The organism is Micrococcus sp. KRD012 (genome assembly GCF_017168555.1).
Classification (GTDB): domain Bacteria; phylum Actinomycetota; class Actinomycetes; order Actinomycetales; family Micrococcaceae; genus Micrococcus; species Micrococcus luteus.
The window spans coordinates 1-25,619 of record NZ_JABFBB010000005.1; the positions used below are offsets into that span (position 1 = coordinate 1).

General features: G+C 72.7%; 21 protein-coding genes, 1 pseudogene and 1 riboswitch. Of the genes and pseudogenes, 10 read left to right on the forward strand and 12 right to left on the reverse strand.

The genetic code is table 11. From position 1 onward, the window contains the following. Positions 1–1,607, forward strand: a 1,607-nt coding sequence (locus tag J1M37_RS11395; protein WP_241250810.1) for a cytochrome b/b6 domain-containing protein, incomplete at its 5' end; no start/stop codon positions are given. 136 nt (positions 1,608–1,743) lie between these two features. On the opposite strand, the gene J1M37_RS03145 is transcribed toward J1M37_RS11395, so the two are convergent. Continuing rightward, on the reverse strand, positions 1,744–2,673 hold the full coding sequence (locus tag J1M37_RS03145; protein ID WP_206452086.1) for an acyl-CoA thioesterase domain-containing protein: 930 nt from the start codon (positions 2,671–2,673) through the stop codon (positions 1,744–1,746). 165 nt (positions 2,674–2,838) lie between these two features. Here J1M37_RS03145 and J1M37_RS03150 point away from each other — a divergent pair. Then, a pseudogene (locus J1M37_RS03150) lies at positions 2,839–3,972 on the forward strand (acyl-CoA dehydrogenase family protein). An 86-nt stretch (positions 3,973–4,058) separates the two neighbouring features. On the opposite strand, the gene J1M37_RS03155 reads toward J1M37_RS03150, so the two are convergent. The 4 genes from J1M37_RS03155 to J1M37_RS03170 are packed head-to-tail and all read right to left on the reverse strand — an operon-like array spanning position 4,059 to position 8,515. Next, positions 4,059–5,246, reverse strand: a complete 1,188-nt coding sequence (locus J1M37_RS03155; RefSeq protein ID WP_206452087.1) for an enoyl-CoA hydratase/isomerase family protein — start codon at positions 5,244–5,246, stop codon at positions 4,059–4,061. Continuing rightward, the gene (locus tag J1M37_RS03160; RefSeq protein ID WP_060974190.1) at positions 5,243–6,040 is read right to left on the reverse strand and encodes an enoyl-CoA hydratase; all 798 of its coding nucleotides are present in this window, start codon (positions 6,038–6,040) and stop codon (positions 5,243–5,245) included. Before J1M37_RS03160 ends, J1M37_RS03155 begins: the two co-directional genes overlap by 4 nt. Beyond that, a complete protein-coding gene (mmsB, locus tag J1M37_RS03165; RefSeq protein WP_041102792.1) occupies positions 6,037–6,954 on the reverse strand; it encodes a 3-hydroxyisobutyrate dehydrogenase in 918 nt (305 codons plus the stop codon). Before mmsB ends, J1M37_RS03160 begins: the two co-directional genes overlap by 4 nt. Before the next feature lie 34 nt (positions 6,955–6,988). Continuing rightward, positions 6,989–8,515 carry a CoA-acylating methylmalonate-semialdehyde dehydrogenase gene (locus tag J1M37_RS03170; protein WP_073116130.1) on the reverse strand — a complete coding sequence of 509 codons (1,527 nt, stop codon included), beginning with the start codon at positions 8,513–8,515 and terminating at the stop codon, positions 6,989–6,991. A gap of 179 nt (positions 8,516–8,694) precedes the next feature. Between J1M37_RS03170 and J1M37_RS03175 the strand changes: the two genes are divergently transcribed. After that, positions 8,695–9,468, forward strand: coding sequence for an SDR family NAD(P)-dependent oxidoreductase (locus J1M37_RS03175; protein ID WP_036316150.1), 774 nt, complete (start codon positions 8,695–8,697; stop codon positions 9,466–9,468). 29 nt (positions 9,469–9,497) lie between these two features. Here J1M37_RS03175 and J1M37_RS03180 read toward each other — a convergent pair whose 3' ends face one another. Continuing rightward, a complete protein-coding gene (locus J1M37_RS03180; RefSeq protein WP_036316148.1) occupies positions 9,498–10,055 on the reverse strand; it encodes a MarR family winged helix-turn-helix transcriptional regulator in 558 nt (185 codons plus the stop codon). A gap of 78 nt (positions 10,056–10,133) precedes the next feature. Continuing rightward, on the reverse strand, positions 10,134–11,915 hold the full coding sequence (locus J1M37_RS03185; protein ID WP_036316146.1) for an AMP-binding protein: 1,782 nt from the start codon (positions 11,913–11,915) through the stop codon (positions 10,134–10,136). A gap of 214 nt (positions 11,916–12,129) precedes the next feature. Here J1M37_RS03185 and J1M37_RS03190 point away from each other — a divergent pair, with 214 nt between their 5' ends. After that, positions 12,130–13,278 (forward strand): acyl-CoA dehydrogenase family protein, encoded by a 1,149-nt coding sequence (locus J1M37_RS03190; RefSeq protein ID WP_051995284.1) that lies wholly within the window; start codon positions 12,130–12,132, stop codon positions 13,276–13,278. Here J1M37_RS03190 and J1M37_RS03195 read toward each other — a convergent pair. Beyond that, positions 13,253–13,993, reverse strand: a complete 741-nt coding sequence (locus tag J1M37_RS03195) for a YoaK family protein (protein ID WP_020624812.1) — start codon at positions 13,991–13,993, stop codon at positions 13,253–13,255. The two genes, J1M37_RS03190 and J1M37_RS03195, sit on opposite strands and share 26 nt — an antisense overlap. A gap of 83 nt (positions 13,994–14,076) precedes the next feature. Next, complete coding sequence (locus J1M37_RS03200; protein WP_036338798.1) at positions 14,077–14,448, reverse strand: ectoine synthase; 372 nt, start codon at positions 14,446–14,448, stop codon at positions 14,077–14,079. Between the two features lie 199 nt (positions 14,449–14,647). Between J1M37_RS03200 and J1M37_RS03205 the strand changes: the two genes are divergently transcribed. The 4 genes from J1M37_RS03205 to J1M37_RS03220 all read left to right on the forward strand — a co-directional run bounded on the left by J1M37_RS03205 (position 14,648) and on the right by J1M37_RS03220 (position 21,483). Then, positions 14,648–15,919 (forward strand): Nramp family divalent metal transporter, encoded by a 1,272-nt coding sequence (locus tag J1M37_RS03205; RefSeq protein WP_078025379.1) that lies wholly within the window; start codon positions 14,648–14,650, stop codon positions 15,917–15,919. A gap of 218 nt (positions 15,920–16,137) precedes the next feature. Further along, positions 16,138–16,254, forward strand: a riboswitch (glycine riboswitch). A gap of 161 nt (positions 16,255–16,415) precedes the next feature. After that, complete coding sequence (gene gcvP / locus J1M37_RS03210; protein WP_020624814.1) at positions 16,416–19,352, forward strand: aminomethyl-transferring glycine dehydrogenase; 2,937 nt, start codon at positions 16,416–16,418, stop codon at positions 19,350–19,352. Between the two features lie 13 nt (positions 19,353–19,365). Next, a complete protein-coding gene (gene gcvT / locus J1M37_RS03215) occupies positions 19,366–20,532 on the forward strand; it encodes a glycine cleavage system aminomethyltransferase GcvT (RefSeq protein ID WP_020624815.1) in 1,167 nt (388 codons plus the stop codon). Positions 20,533–20,649: 117 nt separating this feature from the next. After that, a complete protein-coding gene (locus tag J1M37_RS03220; protein ID WP_020624816.1) occupies positions 20,650–21,483 on the forward strand; it encodes a thermonuclease family protein in 834 nt (277 codons plus the stop codon). Positions 21,484–21,494: 11 nt separating this feature from the next. On the opposite strand, the gene J1M37_RS03225 is transcribed toward J1M37_RS03220, so the two are convergent. Continuing rightward, the gene (locus J1M37_RS03225) at positions 21,495–22,178 is read right to left on the reverse strand and encodes a response regulator (protein ID WP_002856693.1); all 684 of its coding nucleotides are present in this window, start codon (positions 22,176–22,178) and stop codon (positions 21,495–21,497) included. 151 nt (positions 22,179–22,329) lie between these two features. Between J1M37_RS03225 and J1M37_RS03230 the strand changes: the two genes are divergently transcribed. Together J1M37_RS03230 and J1M37_RS03235 are read left to right on the forward strand one after the other, a co-directional pair. Then, on the forward strand, positions 22,330–22,503 hold the full coding sequence (locus J1M37_RS03230) for a hypothetical protein (protein WP_002856694.1): 174 nt from the start codon (positions 22,330–22,332) through the stop codon (positions 22,501–22,503). 21 nt (positions 22,504–22,524) lie between these two features. Further along, positions 22,525–23,784 (forward strand): sensor histidine kinase, encoded by a 1,260-nt coding sequence (locus J1M37_RS03235; RefSeq protein WP_206452088.1) that lies wholly within the window; start codon positions 22,525–22,527, stop codon positions 23,782–23,784. Between the two features lie 251 nt (positions 23,785–24,035). Here the strand turns inward: J1M37_RS03235 and J1M37_RS03240 are convergent, their stop codons facing one another. Further along, complete coding sequence (locus tag J1M37_RS03240) at positions 24,036–24,440, reverse strand: hypothetical protein (protein WP_241250812.1); 405 nt, start codon at positions 24,438–24,440, stop codon at positions 24,036–24,038. 136 nt (positions 24,441–24,576) lie between these two features. Further along, a partial coding sequence (locus J1M37_RS03245; protein ID WP_206452089.1) for a hypothetical protein occupies positions 24,577–25,619 on the reverse strand: 1,043 nt, incomplete at its 5' end.

Consider the following 25,619-nt stretch of genomic DNA (forward strand, 5'->3'; position numbering starts at 1 on the left):
CCACGACGGCGGCCCCCGCCTCGGCTGCGGCCGCCGTCCCGGTGGCGCCGACCGCGCCGACGTCGGGCCTCACGCCCCTGTCCGCGCGACGCCGCATGGCCGGGTACGTCCCGTTCGCCCGCGAGGCCGAGTGGCTCGGCGGCGCCCCCGCCCCGGCCGCGGGATCGATCCCGGCCGCCGCCCCGGCGCGGTCCGTCGCGCCCGAGCCGATCGCCGCCTCGGCGTCCCCGACGCGGGCCCCCGCACCCGCGGAGACCGAGCCCGTCGTGCCGAACGTGGCGGCCGTCGTCGCCTCCGCGACCGGTGCGCCGGCCGCGGCCGGGGTGGGCGCTCCCGTGGAGTCCGACCTCGTGCCGCTCGCGAAGCGGCGACGCATGGCCGGGTACGTGCCGTTCGCCCGGGAGGGGGAGTGGTTCACCGAGCTCGCCGCCGTGGGCGGCCCCACCGCGCCGGAGATGGTGGCGCAGGAGGTCGTCGCCGAGCCGGCCACCGCCGAGCCCGCCGCCGCGGAGCCGGCCGATGTCGAGCCGGCCGTCGCCGCCCCCGTGGCCGCGGCGCCGGCTGCGGAGCCGGCTCCCACCGCGCCGGACACCCGTTCGGCCCCGCCGGCCTCCACCGCGCAGCCGCCCCGGGCCGCCCCCGGGGCCGCCACCGGCACGCCCGCTCGGGCCGCGGAGACGGACGCCGCCGAATCCGCCGCCCCGTCCCGCCTGCGCAAGGCGCTGCCGGCGGTGGCCGGCGTCGTCGTGCTGGCGCTGCTCGCAGTGCTGGCCGGACGCTGGCTGCGGAGCCTCGACCCGGTGGCGGACTTCATCGCGACCTACGACGGGCACCCGGTCCTGCCCGAGGGCACCCCCGAGGGGATGCCCTGGTGGATGGGCTGGCAGCACTTCCTGAACATGTTCCTGATGGTGCTGATCATCCGGACGGGCCTGCAGATCCGTCACGAGACGCGGCCTCCGGCCAACTTCACTCCGACGAAGGACGGCCTGTTCTCCGCGCGGGGCAACACCCCGAAGAAGTTCTCGCTCACCATCTGGACGCACCAGGCCCTCGACGCGCTGTGGCTGCTCAACGGCGTGATCTTCGTGGTGCTGCTGATCGTCACCGGCCACTGGGCGCGGATCGTGCCCACGGACCCGCACGTGTTCCAGCACGCCCTGTCCGCCGGCATCCAGTACCTGTCCCTGGACTGGCCCACGGAGAACGGCTGGGTGCACTACAACGCGCTGCAGATGCTCTCCTACGCGCTGGTGGTGTTCGTGGCCGCCCCGCTCGCCGCCCTCACGGGCTGGCGCATGTCCTCGTGGTTCCCCACGGAGGCCAAGGGACTGAACAAGGCGTTCCCCATGGAGGTGGCCCGCAAGGTGCACTTCCCGGTGATGGTCTTCTTCGTGGCGTTCATCGTGGTGCACGTGTTCCTCGTGGCCTTCACGGGCCTGCTGACGAACTTGAACCACATGTACACCTCGCGGGGCGGTGCCACCGACGCGTGGGGCCTCGTGGTGTTCCTCGTGAGCGTGGCGGTCACCGCCGCCGCGTGGTTCTTCCTGAAGCCCGCCTTCACGGCCCCCGTGGCCTCCCGGTTCGGCACCGTGGGCCGCTGAGCCGGCCGCACGACGACGGCCCCTCCTCCTCCACCCGGGACTTTCGAACGTGATCTCGGGGGAATGAGCGCTTTCGAACGTGAGATAGGCCCTTTCTCACGTTCGAAAGCGCTCGGGTGCTCGGGCGGGCGGGGCGTCAGCTCCGAGCAGCGCGGAAGGTGACCTGCACCTGGACCATCGGCTTGTCGGCCACGGGGACGCCGTCGGCGCCGACCGGCACGAGGTCCACGTCCACGAGGCGCAGGGACCGGCCCGCGTGCCGCACCCGCGTGAGGGCGACCATCTCGCCATGCCCCGGGCGCACGAACACCACGCGCACGGCCTGGACGTCGTAGCGCTCGCGGTCCGGCATGGCCGCCTGCGCGGCGGTGACCGCCCGCAGCGTCATGGCCCCGCCGTGGACCGCGCCCGACGGGTTGGCCAGCTCCGGCTTCGGGGCGAAGCGGGCGCCCGCGGTCGGCGCCGCGGCGACGGCGGGGCGCGTGTCCGGATCGGCCGTCGGCAGCGACTCGGGGCGGGCGGCCAGCAGCCCCGGCATGGGCACGCGGGTCTCGGCCCCGCGGGGCAGCCGTCCGGCCGCGACGAACTCGGCCATCCGCTCCGGCGCTCCGGCCGGCACCGACTGGAACCAGCCGGTCGCCTCGACCACGCGACGCCCGTCCGCGTCCTCGAGCCACGCGCGGGCCACGCCGCCGGCGGCATCCCAGGCCAGCGGGCGGGTCCAGCACTCCAGCAGCGGGCCGTCCCCGGCCGCGACCGCCGCGTCGAAGGCGGGCAGCGGGCCGAGCACGTTGACCTGCAGCTCGGTGGTGACCACGGTCTCGATGTCCCGGGCCGCGTGGTGCACGGCCACCGCGGTGGCGTTGTCCATGATCACGGTGGCCGCCGCGCCGGTGGGCCGGCCGTCCAGGTCGAGGCACCACGGGCCGACCTCGAACGCGGCCGGGTTGAGGGCGCCGTCCCGCTCGGTCATCAGCGCGTGGCGGCGGATGCCGAACAGCTGTTCCGTGCGGCCGGAGGGGTGGGAGCGGGGGCAGTCCGCGGTGGGGCTGGTGGTGGTCTGCACGGGGAGCACGCTAGCCCACGGCCCGGCGGCGACACGGCTAATCATTGGATGTCCTATTATCATGGTGATGACAGTCACACCCTGTCGCCGCCCGCGGTGTCACCCCCGCACCACCCCGTCGTGGACCGCCCGCGCGGCCGGCCCGAGCCCCAGGAGGACGAACCCATGTTCCCCATCACCGACGACCAGAAGGCCCTGGTCGACGCCGTCCGCGACTTCGCCGAGCAGCGCGTCGCCCCGCACGCCCTCGACTGGGACGCCGAGTAGCATTTCCCGGTGGACGTCCTCGCCGAGGCCGGCGAGCTCGGCCTGGGCGGCATCTACGTGGGGGAGGAGCACGGCGGCACCGGCCTGGCGCGCACGGACGCGATCCTGATCTTCGAGGAGCTCGCCAAGGCGGACCCGGCCTTCGCCGCCTACATCTCCATCCACAACATGGTCGCCTGGATGATCGACTCCTTCGGCAGCGACGAGCAGCGCGCCCGCTGGATCCCCGACCTCGTGGGCATGGAGCACCTGGCCAGCTACTGCCTCACCGAACCCGGCGCCGGCTCGGACGCGGCCGCGCTGAAGACCCGCGCCGTCCGCGACGGCGACCACTACGTCCTCAACGGCGTCAAGCAGTTCATCTCCGGCGCCGGCTCCTCCGGCTACTACGTGGTCATGTGCCGCACCGCGGACACGGGCGCCCGGGGGATCTCCGCCGTCGTGGTCCACAAGGACACCCCCGGCCTGTCCTTCGGCCCCAACGAGAAGAAGATGGGCTGGCACACCCAGCCCACGCGCCAGGTGATCTTCGAGGACGTCCGCGTGCCCGTGGCCGACCGCCTCGGCGAGGAGGGCGACGGCTTCCGCATCGCCATGAAGGGCCTCAACGGCGGCCGCCTGAACATCGGCGCCTGCTCGATCGGCGGCGGCCTGGCCGCCCTGGACAAGGCCACCCGCTACCTCAAGGAGCGCAGCGCGTTCGGCGAGCCGCTCACCACCAAGCAGGCCCTCGTCTTCGAGCTCGCGGACATGTCCGTGAAGCTGGAGACCGCCCACACGATGCTCATGCGCGCCGCGGACGCCCTGGACCGCAACGACCCGGACACCGTGCGCCTGTGCGCCATGGCCAAGCTCGTGGCCACCGAGTCCGGCTACGAGGCCGCCGACACCGCCCTGCAGCTGCACGGCGGCTACGGCTACCTGCACGAGTACGGCGTGGAGAAGCTCGTCCGGGACCTGCGCGTGCACCGGATCCTCGAGGGCTCCAACGAGATCATGCGCATGATCGTGGGTCGCGGCCTGATCGGCTGACGCCGGGGGCCTGCCCGGTCGCCCGCACAGCACGGCGCCCCGCGGTCACCGCACGTGACCACGGGGCGCAGTCCGTCGGGGCGGGCTCAGCCGAGCTGCAGCGGGTCCACCCCGGACACGGGCTCGAAGTGCCCGGCCACGTCCTCGGCCGAGACGTCCTCGAGCCGGGCCGGGCTCCACGTCGGATCCTTGTCCTTGTCCACGAGCAGCGCGCGGATGCCCTCGGCCATGTCCGGCTCGCGCATCAGGTGGGTGCCGATCGTGAACTCCTGGCGCAGCGCGTCGGCCACGGTCAGGTCCGCCCCGCGCGCGGCCAGTCGGCGCTGGGCCTCGTGGGCCACGGCGACGGCGGTCGGGGACTTGGTGCGGATGGCCTCGGCGGCCTTCCCCGCAGCCTCGGCGTGCTCCCCGCCTGCGGCGGCGCGCTCGTCCAGGGCGGCGAGGACCTCGGCGGCCGTCTCCCGGCCGTAGGCGTCCTCGATCCACTCCCGGTCGGCCACCAGGGCGGAGGCGGGCCGGGCGTCCTCGGCCACCGCGAACCGGGCCAGCACCTCGTCGGCGGCGGCGAAGGCGGCGTCGTCGCGCGCGCCCGCGTCCGCGGCCGAGCCGAGGGCGCCGAGCGCCGCGGCGAGGGCCTGCTCGAGCTCGTCCAGCCGGGCGGACTCCACGAAGACGTCCGCCAGGCCCAGGGCCACCGCGTCGGACCCGGAGGCGTGCGCCGAGGTCGCGGCCAGGTGCCGGCCCGCCTGGAAGGGCGCGCGGGCGAGGTGGAAGGAGCCGCCGACGTCGGGGGTGAACCCGATCGCCGTCTCGGGCATGCCGGCGCGCGTCCGCTCGGTGGCCACGCGGTGCGAGCCGTGCGCGGACACGCCCATGCCGCCGCCCAGGACGATGCCGTCCATGAAGGCCACGTACGGCTTGGGGTAGGTGGCGATGCGCTCGTTCATCGCGTACTCGTCGCGGAAGAACTCCTCGGCCTCCGCGAACCGCCCGGCCAGGAGCGAGGAGCGCAGGGAGACGACGTCACCGCCGGCGCACAGTCCCTTCTCCCCGGCGCCGCGGATCAGCACGCCGCGCACGGCGGGGTCCGCGGCCCAGTCGGTCAGGGCCGCGTCGATCGCCCGGACCATGTCCTGCGTGAGCGCGTTGAGGGCGCGGGGCCGGTTGAGGGTGATGCGGCCGAGGCCGTCGCGGACCTCGAGGAGCACTTCGTCCGCCGCCCCGTCCCGTGCGGCCGTGGGGGCCGTCGTCGCCGTGGTCTGCGCGCCGCTCATCGGTGCTGCCACCGCGCCTCGCGCTTGGCCGCGAACGCGTCCATGCCCTCCTTCTGGTCCGCCGTGGCGAACGCGGCGTGGAACACGCGGCGCTCGAAGGCGATGCCCTGGGCGAGCGTGGTCTCGAACGCGGCGTTGACGGCCTCCTTGGCCATCCAGGAGGCCGGCTTGGACTTGGACGCGATGGTCGCGGCCACCTCCAGCGCCTCCTCGAGGGCCTTCTCGTCGGCCACCACGCGGGAGACGAGCCCGATGCGCTCGGCCTCCTCCGCCCCGATCATGCGGCCGGTGAGGATCATGTCCATGGCCTTCGCCTTGCCCACGGCGCGGGTCAGGCGCTGGGAGCCGCCCATGCCGGGGATGACGCCGAGGTTGATCTCGGGCTGGCCGAACTTCGCGCCCTCGCCGGCCACGAGCACATCGGCCATCATGGCCAGCTCGCAGCCGCCGCCGAGGGCGTAGCCGGTCACGCACGCCACGATGGGGGTGCGGGCACGGGTGAGCCCGTCCCAGCCGGCGAACCAGTCGGCCGCGTACATCTCGGAGAACTCCTTGGTGGCCATCTCCTTGATGTCCGCGCCGGCGGCGAACGCCTTGGGGGAGCCGGAGAGCAGGATCGCCCCGATCTCCGGGTCGGTGTCCAGCTCCTGCACCGCCGCGACGACAGCACGCATCGTCGCCTCGTTCAGCGCGTTCAGGGCCTTCGGCCGGTTCAGGCGGATGTGGCCGACCCGGCCCTGCCGCTCCACGATGATCGGCGACTCGGCGCCGTCCGGGGTGGTCTGCTCGCTCATGCCTCGCTCCTGTCCGTGTGTGATGCTCGGATGTCCTCGATGATGCCGGAAAAGTCGCGGGCGGCGCCTTCTCCGGCGGCGTACTCGGCGTATTTGGCCTGCGCGAGGCGCCCCAGGTCGGCCGCCACGCCCTGCTCGTCCAGGGCCGCGAGCGCGAGCCCGAGGTCCTTGGCCATCAGGGCGCCGGCGAAGCCGGGCTGGAAGTCCCGGTTCGCGGGGGAGCCGGGGACGGGGCCAGGCACCGGGCAGTTGGTGGTCAGGGACCAGCACTGCCCGGAGGCCTTGCTCATCACGTCATACAGGGCCTGGTGCTGCAGGCCCAGGCGCTCGCCCAGGACGAAGGCCTCGGCGACGGCGATCTGCGTGACCCCCAGCACCATGTTGTTGCAGATCTTCGCGGCCTGGCCCAGGCCGGCGGCCCCGCAGTGCACGATCCGCGCGCCCATGACCTCGAGCAGCGGCAGCACCTCGGCGTACACCTCGTCCGAGGCGCCCACCATGAAGGCGAGGGTGCCGGCCTCGGCGCCCACCTGGCCGCCCGAGACCGGCGCGTCGGCCGCCCGCATGCCCGCCGCCTCCGCCGCCGCGGCCGCCTCGCGGGCCTCGGCGACGTCGATGGTCGAGCAGTCCAGGAACACGGTGCCGGGGCGGGCGGCGGCGAGCAGGCCGCCGTCGCCGTCCTCACCCCGGTAGACGTCCAGCACCAGGCGTCCGTGGGGGAGCATGGTCAGCACGACGTCGGCCTCCGCGGCCGCCGCGGCCGTGTCCGTGACGGTCTCGACGCCGGCCGCACGGGCCTTCTCGAGGGCCTCGGGGACGAGGTCGAAGCCGAGCACGCGGTGGCCCGCGGCGGCGAGGTTGGCGGCCATGGGGCCGCCCATGTGGCCGAGGCCGAGGAACAGAACGGTGGTCATGGGGTCCTCCTGGTCGGGACGGGCTGCGGGGCGGTCACGAGCCGGCCGGCATCACGAAGCTGGCGCCCTCGCGCACGCCGGAGGGCCAGCGCGTGGTGACGGTCTTCGTCTTGGTGTAGAACTTCAGCCCGTCCGTGCCGTGCTGGTTCAGGTCGCCGAAGCCGGAGGCCTTCCAGCCGCCGAAGGTGTAGTAGGCGATCGGCACGGGGATCGGCACGTTCACGCCGACCATGCCGGTGTCCACGCGGGTGGAGAAGTCGCGGGCGGCGTCGCCGTCGCGGGTGAAGATGGCCACGCCGTTGCCGAACTCGTGCTCGTTCACGAGCGTGAGCGCCTCCTCGTAGTCCTTCGCGCGGACCACGGAGAGCACCGGGCCGAAGATCTCCTCGCGGTAGATGCTCATCTCCGGGGTGACGCGGTCGAACAGGGTGGCGCCCACGTAGAAGCCGTCCTCGTGGCCCTCGACGACGACGCCCCGGCCGTCCTCGACCAGGTCGGCGCCCGCCTCGACGCCGGCCGCGATGTAGCCCTCGATGCGCTCCTTCGCGTCCTTCGAGACGACGGGGCCGAAGTCCGAGGACGCCTCGAGCGACGGGCCGACCCTGAGGTCCTTCACGCGCTCGCGGAGCAGCGCGATCAGGCGGTCGGCGGTCTCCTCGCCGACCGGGACGGCCACGGAGATCGCCATGCAGCGCTCGCCGGCGGAGCCGAAGGCGGCGCCGACCAGGGCGTCGGCGGTCATCTCGAGGTCCGCGTCCGGCATGACCACGGCGTGGTTCTTGGCCCCGCCGAAGCACTGGGCGCGCTTGCCCATGCGGCCGGCGTGGGCGTAGATGGACTGCGCGATCGGGGTGGAGCCGACGAAGCCGACGGCCTTGACGCGCGGGTCCTCGATGAGCGCGTCCACGGCGGCCTTGTCGCCGTGCACCACGTTGAGGGCGCCGGCGGGCATGCCGGCCTCGAGGGCCAGCTCGGCCAGGCGCACCGGGACGGAGGGGTCGCGCTCGGAGGGCTTGAGGACGAAGGCGTTGCCCGCCGCCAGGGCGATGCCGGCCTTCCACAGCGGGATCATCGCCGGGAAGTTGAAGGGCGTGATGCCCACGGCCACGCCGAGCGGCTGGCGGATGGAGTGCACGTCGATGCCGGTGCCCGCGTCGGCGGTGAACTCACCCTTGAGCAGGTGCGGGGCGCCCGCGGCGAACTCCACGACCTCGATGCCGCGCTGGATGTCGCCCTTGGCGTCCGGGAAGGTCTTGCCGTGCTCCTGGGCGAGCACGGTGGCCAGCTCGTCCATGTTCTCGTTGATCAGGTCGACCCAGCGCAGCAGGATGCGGCCGCGGCGCTGCGGGTTCAGCCTCGACCACGCGGCGAAGCCCTCCTCGGCGGAGGCCAGGGCGGCGTCGATCTCCTCGGCGGAGGCCAGCGGCACGCGCCCCGCCACGCCGCCCGTGGCCGGGTGGTAGACGTCGCCGTGCCGGCCGGAGGCGCCTTCGCGCCGCTCGCCGTGCACGAAGTGGGGGATCACGGGGGCGGTCTCGGTGGGCGCGGTCTTCTCGGACATGGGGGCTCCTCGCGGGTCCAGGCGGAAGGCGGACGCCGGGCGGCGCCGCCCACGGCGGGCGTGACGGGCCCGGCTGTGCGTGTGATCTGGGTTACTCTTCCGCTAATCTAGGATGAGAACGTAGGACATGCAACTATCGAACTCGGGGGGTATCCCGAGGAGGAAGGGAGGGTCCGTCCATGGACCTGTCGAACCAGAGCGCGATCGTCACCGGCGGGGCCTCGGGCCTCGGCCATGCCACCGCCCGCCGCCTGGCGGACGCGGGCGCCGCCGTCGTGGTGGTCGACCTGCCGGACCGCGAGGGCGAGACCGTCCGTGCCGACGCCGTGGCCGCCCTCGGCCCCCGCACGCGCTTCGTGACGGGCGACGTCACCGCCGAGGACACCGCCCGGGAGGCCGTGGCCGCCGCGCTGGAGGCCGGGCCGCTGCGGGTGCTGGTCAACTGCGCCGGCGTGGCGACGCCGGGCAAGCTCGTGGGTCGCGACGGGCCGCTGTCCACCGAGGTGCTGAGCCGGGTTCTGGCGATCAACGCGGTCGGCACCGTGTCGATGATGGCCCAGGCCGCCGCCGCGATGAAGGCGCAGGAGCCGCTCGGCGAGGACCGCGGCGTCATCGTCAATACCGCCTCCGTGGCGGCCTACGACGGGCAGATCGGCCAGATCGCGTACTCCGCCTCCAAGGGCGCCGTGGTCGCGCTGACCCTGCCCGCGGCCCGCGAGCTCGCCTCCTCGCAGATCCGCGTGGTCACGATCGCCCCCGGTCTGATGGAGACGCCCATGATGGCCGGCCTGCCCGAGGCCGCCCGCGAGGCGCTGTCCACCAAGACCCCGCATCCGGCCCGCCTCGGCCGGCCCGAGGACTACGCGCTGCTCGTCGAGCAGATCGTGTCCAACCCGTTCCTGAACGGCGAGGTCATCCGGCTCGACGGCGCCGTGCGCCTCGAGCCCCGCTGAGTCGGACGGTCCGGAGGCCGGAGGGCGCGTCAGGAGGAGGTGTGCTCCGCCGTCGCGGGCGCGCCGGCGTCGGGGCCGTCGGCCTGGAAGTCGCCGGCCTCGGCGCGGAACCGGCCGAGGACGTCGATGAGGGTGTCCACGTCCGCCGGACCGAAGCCGGAACGGCCGAAGACCTCGGCGTTGAGCGTCTCCGTGGCGGCGACGGCGACGCGCCGGCCCTCGTCCGTGAGGGCGAGCACGAGCGCGCGGCGGTCCGACTCGTGGGGTGTGCGCTCCACCAGCCCGGCGGCCTCGAGCCGGTCCACCGCATTGGTCACCGAGGTGGGGTGGACCTGCAGGAGCGCGGACGCCTTGGACATCCGCATCCGCTTCTCGCGCGAGAAGTTCAGCAGCGCCAGCAGCTCGTACCGCGCGAAGGTGAGCCCGTAGGGCTTGAGCGCGGCCTGCGCCCGACCCAGCAGGATCTGCTGGGCCCGCATGATCGAGGTGATGGCGGCCATCGGGCGGGCGACGTCACCCCATCCGTGACGCTCCCAGTTCCGGGCGGCCTCCCGGATGGGGTCCTGGGCGAGGGGTGGCTTCTTCATGGCGCTCCAGACTAGCGGCGCACCGGGGGTCCCCCGCCACCGCCGGACACGGACGGGGCGGTGGCGGGGAACGGCCGGTCAGCGCTGCAGGTCCAGGTCCTCCTCCCGGAACTCGGTGCCGTAGCCGTCCGGGGCGGCGCCCGTCTGGGCGCGCTCGACCTCGGCCTTGCGCAGCTCCACGCGGCGGATCTTGCCCGAGATGGTCTTCGGCAGCTCGAGGAACTCGATGCGGCGGATGCGCTTGTACGGGGGCAGCTGGGTGAGCGTGAACCGCAGGATCGCCCGGGCGGTCTCCGCGGTGGGCTCGTGGCCCGGGGCGAGGGTGACGAAGGCCTTCGGCACGGCCAGGCGCAGCTCGTCCGGGGTGGGGACGATCGCGCCCTCCATCACGGCCGGGTGCTTGACCAGCACCGACTCCAGCTCGAACGGGGACACCTTGTAGTCCGAGGACTTGAAGACGTCGTCCGCGCGGCCCACATAGGTCAGCACGCCGTTCTCGTCGCGGCGGGCGATGTCGCCGGTGTGGAACACGCCGTCGCGGAACACCTCGTCCGTCTTCTCCTGGTTGCCGTAGTAGGACTTCAGCAGGCCCACCGGACGCGGGTCCAGGCGCAGGCAGATCTCGCCCTCCTCGGCCTCCTGGCCCGTGAGCGGGTCGAGCAGGGTGACGTCCATGCCGGGCAGCGGGCGGCCCATGGAGCCGATGACGACCTTCTGGCCCGGGGTGTTGGCGATCTGCAGGGTGGTCTCGGTCATCCCGAAGCCGTCGCGGATCGTGGTGCCCCACGCCTTGTGCACCTGGTCGATCACCTCGGCGTTGAGCGGCTCGCCCGCGGAGATGGTCTTGGTCGGCGGGGTCGTCAGCTGCGCCAGGTCCGCCTTGATGAGCATGCGCCACACGGTGGGCGGGGCGCAGAAGCTCGTGACGCCGTAGCGCTCCATGTTGGCCATCAGGGCCGCGGGGTCGAACTTGCGGGCGTTGTGCACGAAGATCGTGGCCTCCGCGATCCACGGGGCGAAGAAGTTGGACCACGCGTGCTTGGCCCAGCCCGGGGAGGCCACGTTGAGGTGCACGTCGCCCGGCTCCAGACCGATCCAGTAGAGCGTCGTGAGGTGGCCGACCGGGTACGAGGTGTGGGTGTGCTCCACGAGCTTCGGCTTCGAGGTGGTGCCCGAGGTGAAGTAGAAGAGCAGCGTCTCGTCGGCGGGGGTCGGCTCGGCCGGGGTCAGCTCGGTGGCGGCGTCGTCGGCGTCGTCGTAGGAGAGCACGGTGTGGCCGGCGACCTCGGGGGCGCGGCGCGCCGGGCCCTCCGCGAAGACGCCCGGCACGTGCACCAGGTGCAGGTCCTCGCCGACGCCGGCGAACTTGGCCAGGTCCTCGGCGCCGGCCACGGCCCACGCGGCGCCGGCGCGCGTCACGCGGTCCTCGAGGTCCCCGGAGGTCATCTGCGTGGTGGTGGGCACCATGACCACCCGCAGCTTGATGCAGGCGAGCATGAACTCCCACAGCTCCACCTGGTTGTTCAGCATCAGGATGAGGCGGTCGCCGCGGCGCAGGCCCTGCGCGGAGAGCCAGTTCGCCACCCGGCTGGAGGCCGCGGAGAGCTCGGCGAAGGTGCGTTCGGTGCTGCGCCCGTCGTCCTCGGCGATGATCAGCGCCGGCACGTCCGCGCGGGCCGGGTCCTGGGCCAGGCGGTCGAACCAGTCGAAGCCGAAGTTGAAGTGCTCGAAGCGGGGCCACTCGAACTCGGCGCGGGCGCGCTCATAGTCGGTCTGGCACTCGACCAGCAGGTCGCGGGCCGCGCGGAACACCTCCGTCGGTGACGGGGCGGCGACGGCGGTGGGGTCCTGGACGGTCATGGGTCCCTCCTCGGGATGGCTGCTGAACGGATCCTTGGCCGGGGGCCTGTGATCTGGAACACTACTGGCAGACCTGGATAGTTGGAAGTCCTACAGTCGGATTCGCGGCGAAACCGCCCGCCGTCGTCGGACCGCCCCCGAAGGAGAGCCATGACCGCCATCGCCGACCGCCCCGTCCCCGACCGACTCCGGCGCGCCCGCCGTCCCCCCCGGCCTGCCCCACGTGGACCTGCTGCGCCTGCGGGACCGCCTCGAACCGGTCGAGCGTGCCCGGCTCGACGCGATCGAGGACCACCTGCAGACCCGCGTGCGGCCACACCTGACCCGCTACTGGGACGCCGAGGAGTTCGCGTTCGACCTGCTGCCGGGCCTGGCCGAGCTGGGTCTGGGGCGCCTCGTCCTGGACGGCTCGTCCTCGCTGTTCCAGCAGCTCGTGCACGCGGAGATCGCCCGTGTGGACCTGTCCCTGTCCGCCCTCGTGGGCATCCACAACGAGCTCAACCTCGGCATGATCGCCGGCCTGGGCTCAGAGCGTCAGAAGGCCACGTGGCAGGGGCGCCTCGAATCCTTCGATGCCCTGGGCGCGTTCTGCCTCACCGAGCCGGACCACGGCTCGGACATCGCCGGAGGCCTCGCCACCACCGCCACCCGCGACGGCGACGAGTGGGTCATCCGCGGCGCCAAGCGCTGGATCGGGGCCGGCACGATCGCCGACGTCGCGCTCGTCTGGGCGCGCGACACCGCCGACGGCGAGATCAAGGGCTTCGTGGTGCCCACCGACACCCCCGGCTACGAGGCCACCAAGATCAGCGGGAAGATGGGCCTGCGGATCATGCAGAACGCGGACATCACCCTGGACGTGCGCCTGCCCACGGACGCGATCCTGCCCGGCGCCACCACCTTCGCCGCCACCCGCGCCCTGCTGCGCGACTCGCGCATGTGGGTCGGCTGGCAGGGCGTCGGCGCGCAGATGGGCGTGCTGGACGTGCTGCGCTCCTACGCGCTGCGGCGGGAGCAATTCGGCCGCCCGCTGGCCGCGTTCCAGCTGATCCAGGCCCAGATCGCCGAGGTCGCCGGCAACCTCGCCGCGTCCGCCGGCATGATGCTCCAGGTGGACGCCCTGCGGCAGGAGGGGCGGATGGAGATGATGCACGCGGCCATGGCCAAGGCCACCTCGACCCGGCTGGCCCGGTCCTCGGCGGCGCTCGCCCGCGACGCCCTCGGCGGCAACGGCCTGCTCACGGAGCACGAGATCGCAAAGATCATGGGGGACGTGGAGGCCATCTACTCCTACGAGGGCTCCTACGGCATGAACACCCTGATCGTGGGGCGGGCCCTCACCGGCGTCTCGGCCTTCGTGTGAGCCACGCGTCCTGCAGGTCCTGGACCAGCGGGCGGTGGGCGATGAGCAGCAGCACGCCAGCCACCGGGATGACCACCTCGAAGCCCAGCCAGAGGTAACCGGCCGCGCCCGCCACCCCGCCCAGGAAGAACAGGGCCACGAGCAGCGCCAGCAGTCCCACGCGCCGCGGTTCCCCGACGACGGGGGCCGCGGCCCCGGGGCCGTTGCGGTACAGGATCTTGCCGAGCTCGACGCCGATGTCCGTGACCATGCCCGTCACGTGCGTGGTGCGGATCGGCCACGCCCCGATGCGGGTGATCAAGGCGTTCTGCAGGCCCATGGTGAAGCACAGCACGGCCACCACGACCAGCGGCCGGTGCGCATCGCGGACGTGCTCGGCGAGCAGGCCGAACACCAGCATGCCGACGCCCTCGAGCAGGAGGATGTTGGCGTAGCGCGAGCGGAGGCCGTTGACCCGGCCCCAGTTGAACACCAGCGCGCAGACGACCGCGCCCAGGATGAACATGGCCAGCGCGAGCAGGCCCGTGCCGACCAGACCCGGGGCGTGGAGGACCGCCGCGTCCGCCATGGACGCCACGATCCCCGTCATGTGGGACGTGTACGTGGCCACGGCGACGAAGCCCACGGAGTTGAGGATCCCCGCGATCGCGGTCAGCACCAGCGCCAGGTGGGTGTTGCGGCGCACGGTGCGCTCGGGGGCGCACAGGTTGAGCACCCCGCCACCCTACGACCGGACGCCGCCGTCGGCGCCGACGCGGGAGGCGCCGTCGTCGACGCCTCCCGTCACCGTGCCCGGGCTCAGTAGCTGGAGTAGCCGTCCTCCGACAGGGTGTGCTTCTCGTCGCCGGTGATGGCGGGGTTGAACACCGAGATCAGGTGCATGTCCTCGGTGCCGCCGCGCAGGTCGTGCGGCTCGTGGTCCGGCAGGACGTAGATGACACCCGGCGTGATCTCGTGGACGGTGCCGTCCGGCTCCACCACGGAGCCGTTGCCCGCGATGCAGTAACAGGCCTCCTTGTGGTTGCGGTACTGGAGCTTCGAGGACGATCCGGCGCGCACGATCGTGTGGGCGACGGCGAAACCCATCTCGTCCTTCGCGGTGATGAGGCGTTCGGAGGTGCCTCCGCCCCACTCGACCTTCTCGACGTCGTTCCGGCTACGGGTGTACATGGCGTTCCTTTCGGCGAGCTCTGCGGGTCGGGCAAAGGGCCGTAGCCCTGGCTCCATCGTAGGGATGCCCGTCTCAGACCATAAGGGGCAACACGTGGGGGCTCATATGGGATGAAATAGTCCAGATCCACTATGATGTGCATCATACCCGGCATACGCTTCATCTTGACCCATGCGGGCCGGAGATGGAGGAGACGCGATGGCAACGCAGGCGAGGGATGGCCGGTTCTCCAATGAGGTGTTGCCCCAAGACGAGAGGCCTAGTCGTTTCGGTCCGGGGCTAATCATCGCCGCGTCCTTCATCGGGCCGGGGACCATCACAACCTCCATCGTTACCGGAGCCGAGCAGGGATTCGTCCTGGCCTGGGCTGTCGTCTTCTCAATTTTGGCCACCATCGTCTTGCAGGAGATGTCGGGACGGTTGGGCCTCGCGACCCGCATGAGTCTCGGACACGCTCTGCGCGAGGTGTTCTCCTCGGTGCCGGCACGACTTGTCATGGCGATCCTCGTCGTCGCGGCGATCGGCATCGGAGGGGCGTCCTACGCCGGTGGTGACACAGTCGGCACCGCCCTCGCCTTGACTAGTGTGACCGGACTCAGTCAGCCCGTGGTCGTCATCGGGATCGTCCTCACGATCGGCATTCTGCTCTGGACAGGCAGCTACAAACTGATCGAGCGGGTGCTGACCGTCATGGTCGGGTTATTGGGGCTGCTGTTCATCGTCACTGCAGTCCTAGTTCAGCCTCCGATCGGCGACCTCTTGATGGGCATGTTCATTCCCCGGCTGCCACCCGGCACGGCGTTGCTGGCGGTCGCACTGATCGGGACCACCGTGGTCCCTTACAACCTCTTCCTGCACGCGAGTTTGGTGCAGGAGAAATGGGGGCCGGGTCTGGATTCGCGGGAATCTCTCCGAGCGGCGAGAACGGACACGGCGGTGTCGATCTCCGTCGGAGGTGTAATCACTCTGGCCGTGATGGCGACGGCGTTCGGTGGGATGTACGTCAAGGGCATGCAGGCCGAGACCGGTCGGGACCTCGCCTCCGCCCTGGAACCCCTCCTCGGGGACGCGGCTGGCTGGGTGTTCGCGGCGGGCATGTTCGCGGCCGGGTTCACGTCCGCCGTAGCTGGCCCGCTCGGCGCGGCGTACGCGATTGCCGGCACACTGGGCCAGGACACCGATCTGCGCAGCGTCCCTGCTCGCATCGTGTGGGGCGCAGTCCTTGCGATCGGTGCCGTCATTGCCCTGACGGGAACGAATCCCACGGAGGTCATCGTCATCGCACAGGCGGCGAACGGGCTTCTCTTGCCCATCGTGGCCGTATTCCTGATGGTCGTGATGAACAGTCGTCGGCTGATGGGCTCGCATCGGAACGGCCCACTGGCCAACGCCCTGGGAGGGCTTGTCTGTCTTGTCGTCATCGGGCTCGCGGTTTACCAGCTGGGCGGGCTTGCCGGGCTGTGGGATTGAGGCCCGGCGATGACGCGCGCCGCCGAATGACGTCCCTTACCGACTATCGTGAGCCGACGGCATGCGACTGAGTCATTCCTCCCGTCACCCGTTTCCTGAACGAAAGCGCTTCGACACGCCGCCGTTTCATCAACGAAAGACCTCGACACGCCCCGTCCGACCCCTCCCGGGCGCCCTGTGACGGGGCCTACACGTGTGGGATACTGACGGCACGCCGCATGCCCCGCGCGGGAGAGCGTCGGCGCGCGTCCTGCCCCGGCCGGCCGCGTGAGCAGGCCGCCGAAGGAGCAAACCCTCCCCGGGAATCTCTCAGGCATCCGTACCGCGTGGGGTCAGGCGCTCTGGAAAGCGTCTCACTCCGCCGCGCCCGCGTCCGGACCGAGACCACCGACGGTGCAAGCCGCCCACCCGGGCGTCGGAAACTCTCAGGTCCATGACAGAGCGGGGAGGAGCAGACCCACGCCGTGACCACGGCAGGATCCCCCGGAGGTACCCCGTGACCAGCCCCCAGACCACCGAGAGCACGACTGCGCTGCCCCACGAGCGCGTCGAGCCCAAGGACACCGCCTCGGCCCCCTTCGTGGCCCGCCACATCGGCCCGCGGCCCGCGGACGTCGAGCACATGCTGCAGACCCTGGGCTACGACTCGCTCGAGGCCCTCGTGGACACCGCCGTCCCCGCCGGCATCCGCCAGCCGAAGCCCCTCGAGCTGCCCGCCCCGCTGACCGAGTCCGCGGTCCTGGAGCAGCTGCGCGAGATCGCCGGCCGCAACGTCATGAAGACCCAGATGATCGGGCAGGGCTTCTCGGACACCGTCACCCCGGGCGTCATCCTCCGCAAGGTGCTGGAGAACCCGGCCTGGTACACGGCCTACACGCCGTACCAGCCGGAGATCTCCCAGGGCCGCCTCGAGGCCCTCCTGAACTACCAGACGATGGTCCAGGACCTCACCGGCCTGGACATCGCCAACGCCTCTCTGCTGGACGAGGCCTCCGCCGCCGCCGAGGCCGTGCTCCTCATGCACCGCGCCAACCGCCGCAGGACCGACGGCGTCACCCTCCTCGACGCGGACCTCTTCCCGCAGACCCTCTCCGTGGTGCGCCTGCGCGCCGAGGCCGTGGGCATCGACGTGCGCGTGGCCGACCTCTCCGCAGGCATCCCGGAGGACGTCCGCGCCGAGGTCGAGGAGAAGGGCCTGTGCGGCGTCGTGCTGCAGCAGCCCGGCGACTCCGGCCGCATCCACGACCACGCCGCCGTCATCGCGCAGGCCAAGGAGGCCGGCGCCCTCGTGACCGTCGCGGCGGACATCCTCTCCCTCGCCCTGATCACCCCGCCCGGGGAGCAGGGCGCGGACATCGCCGTCGGCTCCACGCAGCGCTTCGGCGTGCCCCTGTTCTTCGGCGGCCCCCACGCCGCCTACATGGCCGTGAAGGAGGGCCTGCAGCGCAGCATGCCGGGCCGCCTCGTGGGCGTCTCCCACGACGACGCCGGCAAGCCCGCCTACCGCCTCGCCCTCCAGACGCGCGAACAGCACATCCGGCGCGAGAAGGCCACGTCCAACATCTGCACCGCCCAGGCGCTGCTGGCGATCGTCGCCTCGATGTACGCCGTCTACCACGGCCCCCAGGGCATCGCCCGCATCGCGCGCCACGCCCACGCCCAGGCCGTCCGCCTGGCGGAGGCGCTGCGGGCCGGTGGCGTCGAGGTCGCCGAGGAGCACTTCTTCGACACGATCACCGTCCGCGTGCCCGGCCGGGCCGAGCAGGTCCTGCAGGCCGCCGAGGAGAACGGCGTGAACCTGCGCCTGGTGGACGCGGACACCCTGCGGATCGCGGCCGATGAGACCACCGTCGACGCCGACCTCGTGGCCGTCCTGACGGCGTTCGGCCTGGACGCGGGCTCCCTGCCGGCCTCCGCGCACGAGGGCGCCGTGGCCACCCCGGCCGTTCCGGAGGCGCTGCGCCGCTCCTCCGCGTTCATGACGCACCCGGTGTTCAACACCCACCACTCGGAGACGAAGATGCTGCGCTACCTGCGCCGCCTCTCCGGCTACGACCTGGCGCTGGACCGCACCATGATCCCGCTGGGCTCGTGCACCATGAAGCTCAACGCCACCGCGGAGATGGAGGCCATCTCCTGGCCCGAGTTCTGCTCCATCCACCCGTTCGCGCCCGACCACCAGACCGAGGGCTGGCGGTTCCTGATCGCGGACCTGGAGGCCAAGCTCGCCGAGATCACCGGCTACGCGGGCGTCTCGGTGGCCCCGAACGCCGGCTCGCAGGGCGAGTTCGCGGGCCTGTGGGCCATCCGCCAGTACCACCTGGCCCGCGGTGAGGGTGAGCGGGACATCTGCCTGATCCCGGCCTCCGCCCACGGCACCAACGCGGCCTCGGCCGTGCTGGCGGGGCTGAAGGTCGTCGTCGTCGCCACCGCCGACGACGGCACGATCGACGCCGCCGACCTGGACGCCAAGATCGCGGCGAACGAGGGCCGCATCGCGGCCATCATGATCACCTACCCCTCCACGCACGGTGTGTACGACGCCGACGTCAAGGAGGTCTGCGCCACGGTGCACGCCGCGGGAGGCCAGGTGTACATCGACGGCGCCAACCTCAACGCGCTCGTGGGCCTGGCCCAGCCGGGCGAGTTCGGCGGAGACGTCTCCCACCTGAACCTGCACAAGACGTTCTGCATCCCGCACGGCGGCGGGGGCCCGGGCGTGGGCCCCGTGGCGGTGGGCGAGCACCTGGTGCCGTACCTGCCCTCCCGCGAGGCCCTGATGACCGCGGCCCCGCACGGCTCGGCCGGCGTGCTGCCCATCTCCTGGGCCTACATCCACCTGATGGGCGCCGAGGGCCTGCGCTCCGCCACCGCGCACGCGCTGCTGGGCGCCAACTACATCTCCCGCCGCCTCGCGCCCCTCTACCCGACGCTGTACACGGGCAACGACGGCCTCGTGGCGCACGAGTGCATCCTCGACCTGCGCGAGCTCACGGCCCGCACGGGCGTGACCGCCGAGGACGTGTGCAAGCGCCTCATCGACTACGGGTTCCACGCCCCCACCCTGGCGTTCCCCGTGGCCGGCACGCTCATGGTGGAGCCCACCGAGTCCGAGGACCTCGAGGAGATCGAGCGGTTCATCGAGGCGATGGAGGCCATCCACGCCGAGATCACCGCCGTCACCCCGGAGACCGTGGCGGACTCCGTCCTGCGTCGCGCCCCGCACACCCTCAACGTCCTGATGGCCGACGAGTGGGATCGCCCCTACTCGCGCGCCCAGGCGGGCACGCCGGTGCCGAGCCTGCGTCTGGACAAGTACCTGCCGCCGGTGGGCCGCATCGACGGCGCCTACGGCGATCGCAACCTCGTGTGCTCGTGCCCGCCGCCCGAGGCGTTCGAGGGCGCCGTGGCCGACACCGCCGACGAGGACTGAGAGGATCACCCCCATGAGCGATTCGACGCGCAACTCCCCGCTGCACCCGGTCCACGAGGCCGCGGGCGCCACGTTCACGGACTTCGGCGGCTGGAACATGCCCCTGAAGTACGGCTCCGAGCTGGCCGAGCACAAGGCCGTCCGCACCTCCGCAGGCCTGTTCGACCTCTCCCACATGGGCGAGATCCGGGTCACCGGCCCGGAGGCCGGGGCCATGCTGGACCACGCCCTCTCGAGCGTGCTCTCCACGTTGAAGCCCGGCCGCGCCAAGTACGCCCTGTGCCTGACGGACGCCGGCACCATCCTCGACGACACGATCGTCTACCGGATGGACGACGGCGAGGCCGGCTCCGAGCCCGACTACCTGGTGGTGCCCAACGCCGGCAACATCGCCGCGGTCCACACCGCCCTGAACCAGCGGGCGTCGGGCTGGGACGCCGTCGTCGAGGACGAGTCCTCGACCACCGCCCTCGTGGCCGTGCAGGGCCCGCAGGCCGAGAAGATCCTCGCCCGGGCCATGCCGGAGGCCGCGGCGCAGCTGGCCGAGCTGAAGTACTACGGCCACCTGACCCTGACCGTGCCCACAGACGCCGGCGACGTCACCGCCATCGTCGCCCGCACCGGCTACACCGGCGAGGACGGCTTCGAGCTGTTCCTGCCCGCCGCCTCCACCGCCGAGGCCGGCGACCGCGGCTCCGCCGTGTGGCACACGATGCTCTCGGCCGCGGACGAGGCGGGCGTGGAGCTGACGCTGTGCGGGCTCGCCGCGCGGGACTCGCTGCGCCTGGAGGCGGGCATGCCGCTCTACGGCAACGAGCTGGACACCGGGCACCAGCCGCACGCCTCTGGCGTCGGCTTCGCGGTGCCCGCGAGCAAGGAGGCCGACTTCGTCGGACGATCCGCGCTGGTCGGCAGGGACGACGTCGAGGAGGTCCTCGTGGGGCTGCAGGGCGCGGGTCGGCGTGCCGCCCGGCACGGTTACGCCGTGCTGGACGAGTCCGGCGAGCGGGTGGGCGAGGTGACCTCGGGCGCCCCCAGCCCGACCCTCGGACACCCCATCGCCCTGGCCCGTGTCCGCCGCGACGTGGCCGCCGAGGGCACGTCCCTGCAGGTGGACCTGCGCGGCCGCGGCGAGCCGTTCACCGTGGTGGCCACGCCGTTCTACCGCCGGGAGCGCTGAGCCCGACGCAGCCGTCCCTCGGCCCGCCGCTCGGCGGTCCCGGGGCCCTTCGCTAGACTCGGGCTCCGGGCCGTCGTCGCGGCCCCCCGTCCCGCCGTCCACCTGCAGGAAGTCCGCATGACTCACGTCGCCGCCCGTGCCCGGGTCCCCCTGAAGGGGCTGCTGGTCTTCCTCGCCGTCGCCGCCGTCCTGCTCCTGCTGGGCATCGTCACCGTCCTCCGCGGCGTGGCCGCCGACGCCGCCCGCGTGGACATCGTCACCGTGCTGGACGGCAACACCGTGGTGGTGAACCAAGGCGGCACCGAGCGGACCGTGGTCCTCGCCGGCGTCACGAGCGCGGGCCGCAACCCGGAGGGCCTCAAGGTCGGCCCCAACCTCTGCATGGGGGAGGAGTCCTACTCCTGGCTGCGTGATCGGCTCCCGCAGGGGGCGACCGCGAGCATGACCACCTCGGACGAGGGCGCGCCCGAGGGGATGGAGAGCGCGGTCATCTCGATCGGCGGCGGCACCGTCAACGTGGCCATGGCGGAGGCCGGCATGGCCGCCCCCACGGAGGTCGCCGTCGGCAAGCGCCTGGCGGAGGAGATCGCCCAGGCCAATCAGGAGGCCGTGGGTCGCGGCGTGGGGCTCTACGACATCGAGGAGCCCTGCACGTACCAGAACCGGCTCTACGAGGCCCAGTTCGCCCTGGAGCAGATCCCGGAGGACGCGGAGGCGTCCCTGACGAAGATCGACGAGCGAGCGGTGGAGTACGCGGCCGGCCTGGACCAGGTGCGCCTGGTGCAGCAGGAGATCCGGGCCCTCGACCCGGAGAACGGCACGTTCGCCGACCTCGCCTACGGGCCGGCCAAGGAGTCGCTCCTGGCCGAGGCGGACCCGGTGGTGGAGCACGGGATGCAAGTCCTGAAGGACCTCAACACGCGGCGCAACGAGATCGCGGCCCGCGGCTGACCCCGCCGCGCTCAGTCCAGGGCGAGGGTGACGAGCCCGAGCTGGGCCGCCCGGATGATCAGCTGGACGCGGTCGCGGACCTCCAGCTTGGCCATGATCCGCGTGAGGTTGGCCTTGACCGTGGACTCGGAGACGAAGAGGTTCGCGGCGATCTCCGGGTTCGACTGACCCCTGGCCAGCAGCCGCAGCACGCCCAGCTCCCGCTCGGTGAGGTCGGAGCCGTCGGGGCTGCCGGGCTGCACCGAGGTGGGGCCCACCGTCGGCCGGTCCCGCTCGATCGAGGCGAGCAGCTTGGTCGCCACGGCGGGGGAGAGCACGGACTCGCCGCGATGGACGGCCTGAATGGCGCCCAGGATGGCCGGCGGCTCCGCGTCCTTGAGGAGGTAGCCGCCCGCTCCGGCGCGCAGGGCCGGCACGAGGTAGTCCTCGGACGTGAACGTGGTGATCGCCAGGACCCGGATCGCGGGGTGGGTGTCCTTGATCCGGCGTGTGGCCTCCACCCCGTCCATCAGGGGCATCTGCATGTCCATCAGGACCACGTCCGGCTCGATGGCGGCGCACGCCTCCACGGCTTCGACGCCGTTGGCGACCACACCCACGCAGGTCATGCCGGGGGCAGAGTCGACGAGCACGCGGAGCGCGCCGCTCATGAGCGGCTGGTCGTCGGCGATCAGGATGCGCAGCTCTTCGGACACGCACGTCAGCGTAACCGGTGCTGTGGCGCATGCCACCTTGTCGGCGTCGGGGCGAGGCCGGGGTGCCCGCCGGCCGTCATCTGCGCCATGCCGCGGCGCGGCCTGTGCGCGGCGTGCACCATTTGTGACGGGCGTCATACATACTGGGGCCATGAAGACTCGCGCTCTCCTCGCTTCCGCTCTCCTGCTCGCCTCCACCCTCGTCGGCGCTCCGGCCGCCGCCGCCTCGGCGGCCTCGGCCGAGGACGACGTCGTCACGACCCTGGGCCTCGGCAAAGGCACTGCGGAGTGGACGTGCCGCCACTTCGGCATCTGGTGCGACTGACCCCGGGGCGGTCCGCCCCCGATGCCTGATTCGAGCCCATCGACCCCCTCCGTCCGGAGCGGCGCGCCCTCCCGGGCGCGCCGCTCTTCGGCGTGGCGTCAGGCGCGCAGCCTGCGGTGGCGCGCGTTCTGGGCCGCGGCGCCGCTGAGCCGCGTCTATCTCGCCTTCGGGTCGGCGTTCCTGCTCGCCTCGACCGCGTCCGACATCGGTCTGTTCGGCCCGGGCCACGGCGCCATCCCGGTCCTGGACGGGATCGCCATCGCGTCGGCGACCAGCGCCTTCCTCGCCCAGTGGTGGCGCAGCACGGTGGGCTTCGCCCTGCTCCTGCCCGGGGCCGTCGCGACCGTCGTCGGCGGTTCCGAGGTGCTCTTCGCCGTCGTCGCGCCCGTGGTCCTCGGGGCCGTCGCGGCGACCGCCCGTTCCTGGGGGTTCGTCGTCACGGCCGCCGTCCTGGCACTGACCTGGGGCGTCGCCCAGCCGTTCGCGGTGGGTCAGTCGAACGCGACGTGGTTCATCCTGCTGCTCATGTCCATGGGCCTCGGCGGCGGGCTCTTCATCCGCGAGAGCCTGACCCGGCGGGAGCGGGATCGCCGCCGGGTGTTCGAGGCGGAGGAGCGGGCCCGGCTGGCCGCCGAGGCCGAGCGTCGCTCCCTGGCCCGCGACCTGCACGACGTGGTCGCGCACAACCTCACGATCATCTCGATGCAGGCTCGGACGGCACGCTACCTCGGCGCCCCGGAGGCGGCTCAGGGCGTGCTGGACGTGGTGGGGGACTCCGCGAAGGACGCGCTGCGGGACCTGCGGCGCATGCTCTCCATCCTCCAGGAGGACGGGATCGTGGACCCGAGCGGTGAGCCGGGCGCCGCGGGGGGCGCGGACGGGGCGACGTCCGCGGATCCGGTGCTGTCCGTGGCCCGCCTGGCCGAGGAGCTGCGCAGTCTCGGAATGACGGTGGAGACGGACGTCCGCTGCGACCAGAACGCGATGCCGATCTCCGTGCGGTCCACCCTGCACCGGGTGCTCCAGGAGGCCACCACGAACGTCGCCAAGCACGCCGGCGAGGGCGCGCGCGTGCGCATCGAACTCCGCGACGCGGGGTCGGACGTGGTGCTCGCGGTGGAGAACACCGTCACCGAGCGGTCCGGCCCGCCGCAGTGGAACTCCTCCGGTGTGGGCCTGAACTCCATGCGGGATCGCGTGGCCACCTTCGGCGGCACGATCGAGGCCGGGCCGGGGGGCTGGGGGTGGCGGGTGCGCGCGGTGCTCCCCCGATCCGTCTGACTGAGGCCGGCGCCGGCACCGTCATGGACCACGTCCATGTGAGCTGCCTCACATCATCGCCCGAAAGTCTGCACCATCCGCCACTGTCGGGGGCGCCGTCGTCCCTCCTAGAGTGGGTCATGCCCCATTGAGACGGTGCACAGTGCGAATCACGAGCCGGGATACATGCCTGAGGGGATGCGGGCCCCGGACGCGGTTCCGAGAAGGACGATGGCCATCCGGCCATCGTCCTTTCTCGTTGTCGGGCGTGCTCAGGCCGGCTCGGCGGGCGACGGCTCCGGGGTGACCGTGCGGACGAGGGGACGGGCCGCCGTCCGGCCCAGGGCCATGAGCACGGCGGCCGGGAAGCCGATCACCGGGATGAGCATCGGCAGGATGCCCGCCGCGCCCTGCGTGAGCACCACCAGGCCGTAGAGCATGCCGATCAGCGCGTACGCCAGCACGTGGACCCACTGGTTGAGCACGTGCCGGAACGCCCAGTTCACGAGCAGGCACAGCGGCAGCCCCACCACCAGCCCGGCGACCCCGACCACCGTCAGCAGCGGTGTCAAGCTGCCGAAGGCCTGCAGGCCCGGGACCACGGCCAGGACCGCCACCACGGCGGCCATCACGAGGTTGGGCAGCAGCCAGGCCACGAGGAACCCGTTCAGTCCCATGCGCAGCTGCGGGCGGGGGCCGGAACGGGCCGCGCCGGGTGGTCATGGCGGGAACTCTCCGGGAGGGGGATCGACGACGTCGGGCGGGTCCCCACTGTAGTGGGCCGGGCTGGACGGGCCCCGGGAGAATTCCCGGTCAGGCGCGCCGGTCGCCGTCCACGTGGAAGGTCAGGTCCTCGACGCCGGGGAAGGACTCGATCTCCTGGAACGCGTCCCAGGCGTCGCTGTCCGCCTCGGCGTCCGCGGGCAGGGTCACCGTCAGGGCGCCGATCTCCCCGTCGATCACCTGCAGACGCAGCTCGAGCTCGTGTCCTCCGGCGGAGCCGGAGGCGAAGCGGCCGCGGACAGGCCAGACGCAGTCGTTCGGCACCGCGCGCCGGACGTCATCGTCGGTCTCGACGACGAGCGGCACCCAGTCCGGGACCTCGCCGGCTTCACGGATGGCCTCGGCCACCGAGGTGACGGTGCGCGCGTGCGGCAGCTGGGAGCGCAGCGCCTCGGCCCCGGGCAGGTCCCGGCCCTCGGCCAGCGCCGGGTCGAGCAGGGTCTCGAGCAGCACGCGCACCTCCACCGGCAGCTCGGCGGTGGGCTCCGGCTCCACCTCGTCGACCGGGTCCTCGTCCAGGCCGGCGGGTCCGGTGACGGCGAGTTCGACGGCGTCGCGGCGGGTCCGGCGGGCGTCCTCGTTGGCCAGCAGCATCGCCAGGGAGGCCGCTGCGGCCAGCGCGACGCGCGGGGCGGGGACGCCGACCCGCTGGAGCCCGCGCACCACGGCGCCGTCGATCCGGTCGTTCAGGCCGGTGGCACGCAGCGCGACCGCCGCGACCGCGCCGCCGACGGCCAGTCCGCCGAGCCCGCGCAGGGCACGCGCGGCGGGGGAGGGGGCCACCTCGCCGTCGGCGATCGCGGCGGTGTGGAGGGCGTTGGCGGTCTCGGCCGCGAGAAACGTGCCGCTGACGGCGGCCTCGAGCTCTGCGAGGGCCCGACGCTCGCGCCCTCGGCGGGCGTGCGGATCCAGCAGGGTGAGCCCGCCGACCGCGGCCGCCGCCGCCAGCCCGTAGAGCCGGCCGCCCGGGGCGAGGGCGCGCTGGCGCAGCGCGGGGACGACGGCCTCCGCGTTGTCGACGGGAACGGACGACGCCGAGTGGTGGACCTCGCCGGGGGCGGAAGGGGCGGGGG

Excerpts from the sequence above, each read along its gene's own strand:
- mmsB (WP_041102792.1), bottom strand. The coding sequence starts at position 6,954 with ATGACCACCGTTCTGTTCCTCGGCCTCGGCCACATGGGCGGCCCCATG.
- J1M37_RS03160 (WP_060974190.1), bottom strand. The coding sequence starts at position 6,040 with ATGAGCGAGCAGACCACCCCGGACGGCGCCGAGTCGCCGATCATCGTG.
- J1M37_RS03180 (WP_036316148.1), bottom strand. The coding sequence starts at position 10,055 with ATGAAGAAGCCACCCCTCGCCCAGGACCCCATCCGGGAGGCCGCCCGG.
- J1M37_RS03170 (WP_073116130.1), bottom strand. The coding sequence starts at position 8,515 with ATGTCCGAGAAGACCGCGCCCACCGAGACCGCCCCCGTGATCCCCCAC.
- J1M37_RS03220 (WP_020624816.1), top strand. The coding sequence starts at position 20,650 with ATGACTCACGTCGCCGCCCGTGCCCGGGTCCCCCTGAAGGGGCTGCTG.
- J1M37_RS03230 (WP_002856694.1), top strand. The coding sequence starts at position 22,330 with ATGAAGACTCGCGCTCTCCTCGCTTCCGCTCTCCTGCTCGCCTCCACC.
- J1M37_RS03185 (WP_036316146.1), bottom strand. The coding sequence starts at position 11,915 with ATGACCGTCCAGGACCCCACCGCCGTCGCCGCCCCGTCACCGACGGAG.
- J1M37_RS03155 (WP_206452087.1), bottom strand. The coding sequence starts at position 5,246 with ATGAGCGGCGCGCAGACCACGGCGACGACGGCCCCCACGGCCGCACGG.
- J1M37_RS03200 (WP_036338798.1), bottom strand. The coding sequence starts at position 14,448 with ATGTACACCCGTAGCCGGAACGACGTCGAGAAGGTCGAGTGGGGCGGA.
- J1M37_RS03235 (WP_206452088.1), top strand. The coding sequence starts at position 22,525 with ATGCCTGATTCGAGCCCATCGACCCCCTCCGTCCGGAGCGGCGCGCCC.
- J1M37_RS03175 (WP_036316150.1), top strand. The coding sequence starts at position 8,695 with ATGGACCTGTCGAACCAGAGCGCGATCGTCACCGGCGGGGCCTCGGGC.
- gcvT (WP_020624815.1), top strand. The coding sequence starts at position 19,366 with ATGAGCGATTCGACGCGCAACTCCCCGCTGCACCCGGTCCACGAGGCC.
- J1M37_RS03205 (WP_078025379.1), top strand. The coding sequence starts at position 14,648 with ATGGCAACGCAGGCGAGGGATGGCCGGTTCTCCAATGAGGTGTTGCCC.
- J1M37_RS03240 (WP_241250812.1), bottom strand. The coding sequence starts at position 24,440 with ATGGGACTGAACGGGTTCCTCGTGGCCTGGCTGCTGCCCAACCTCGTG.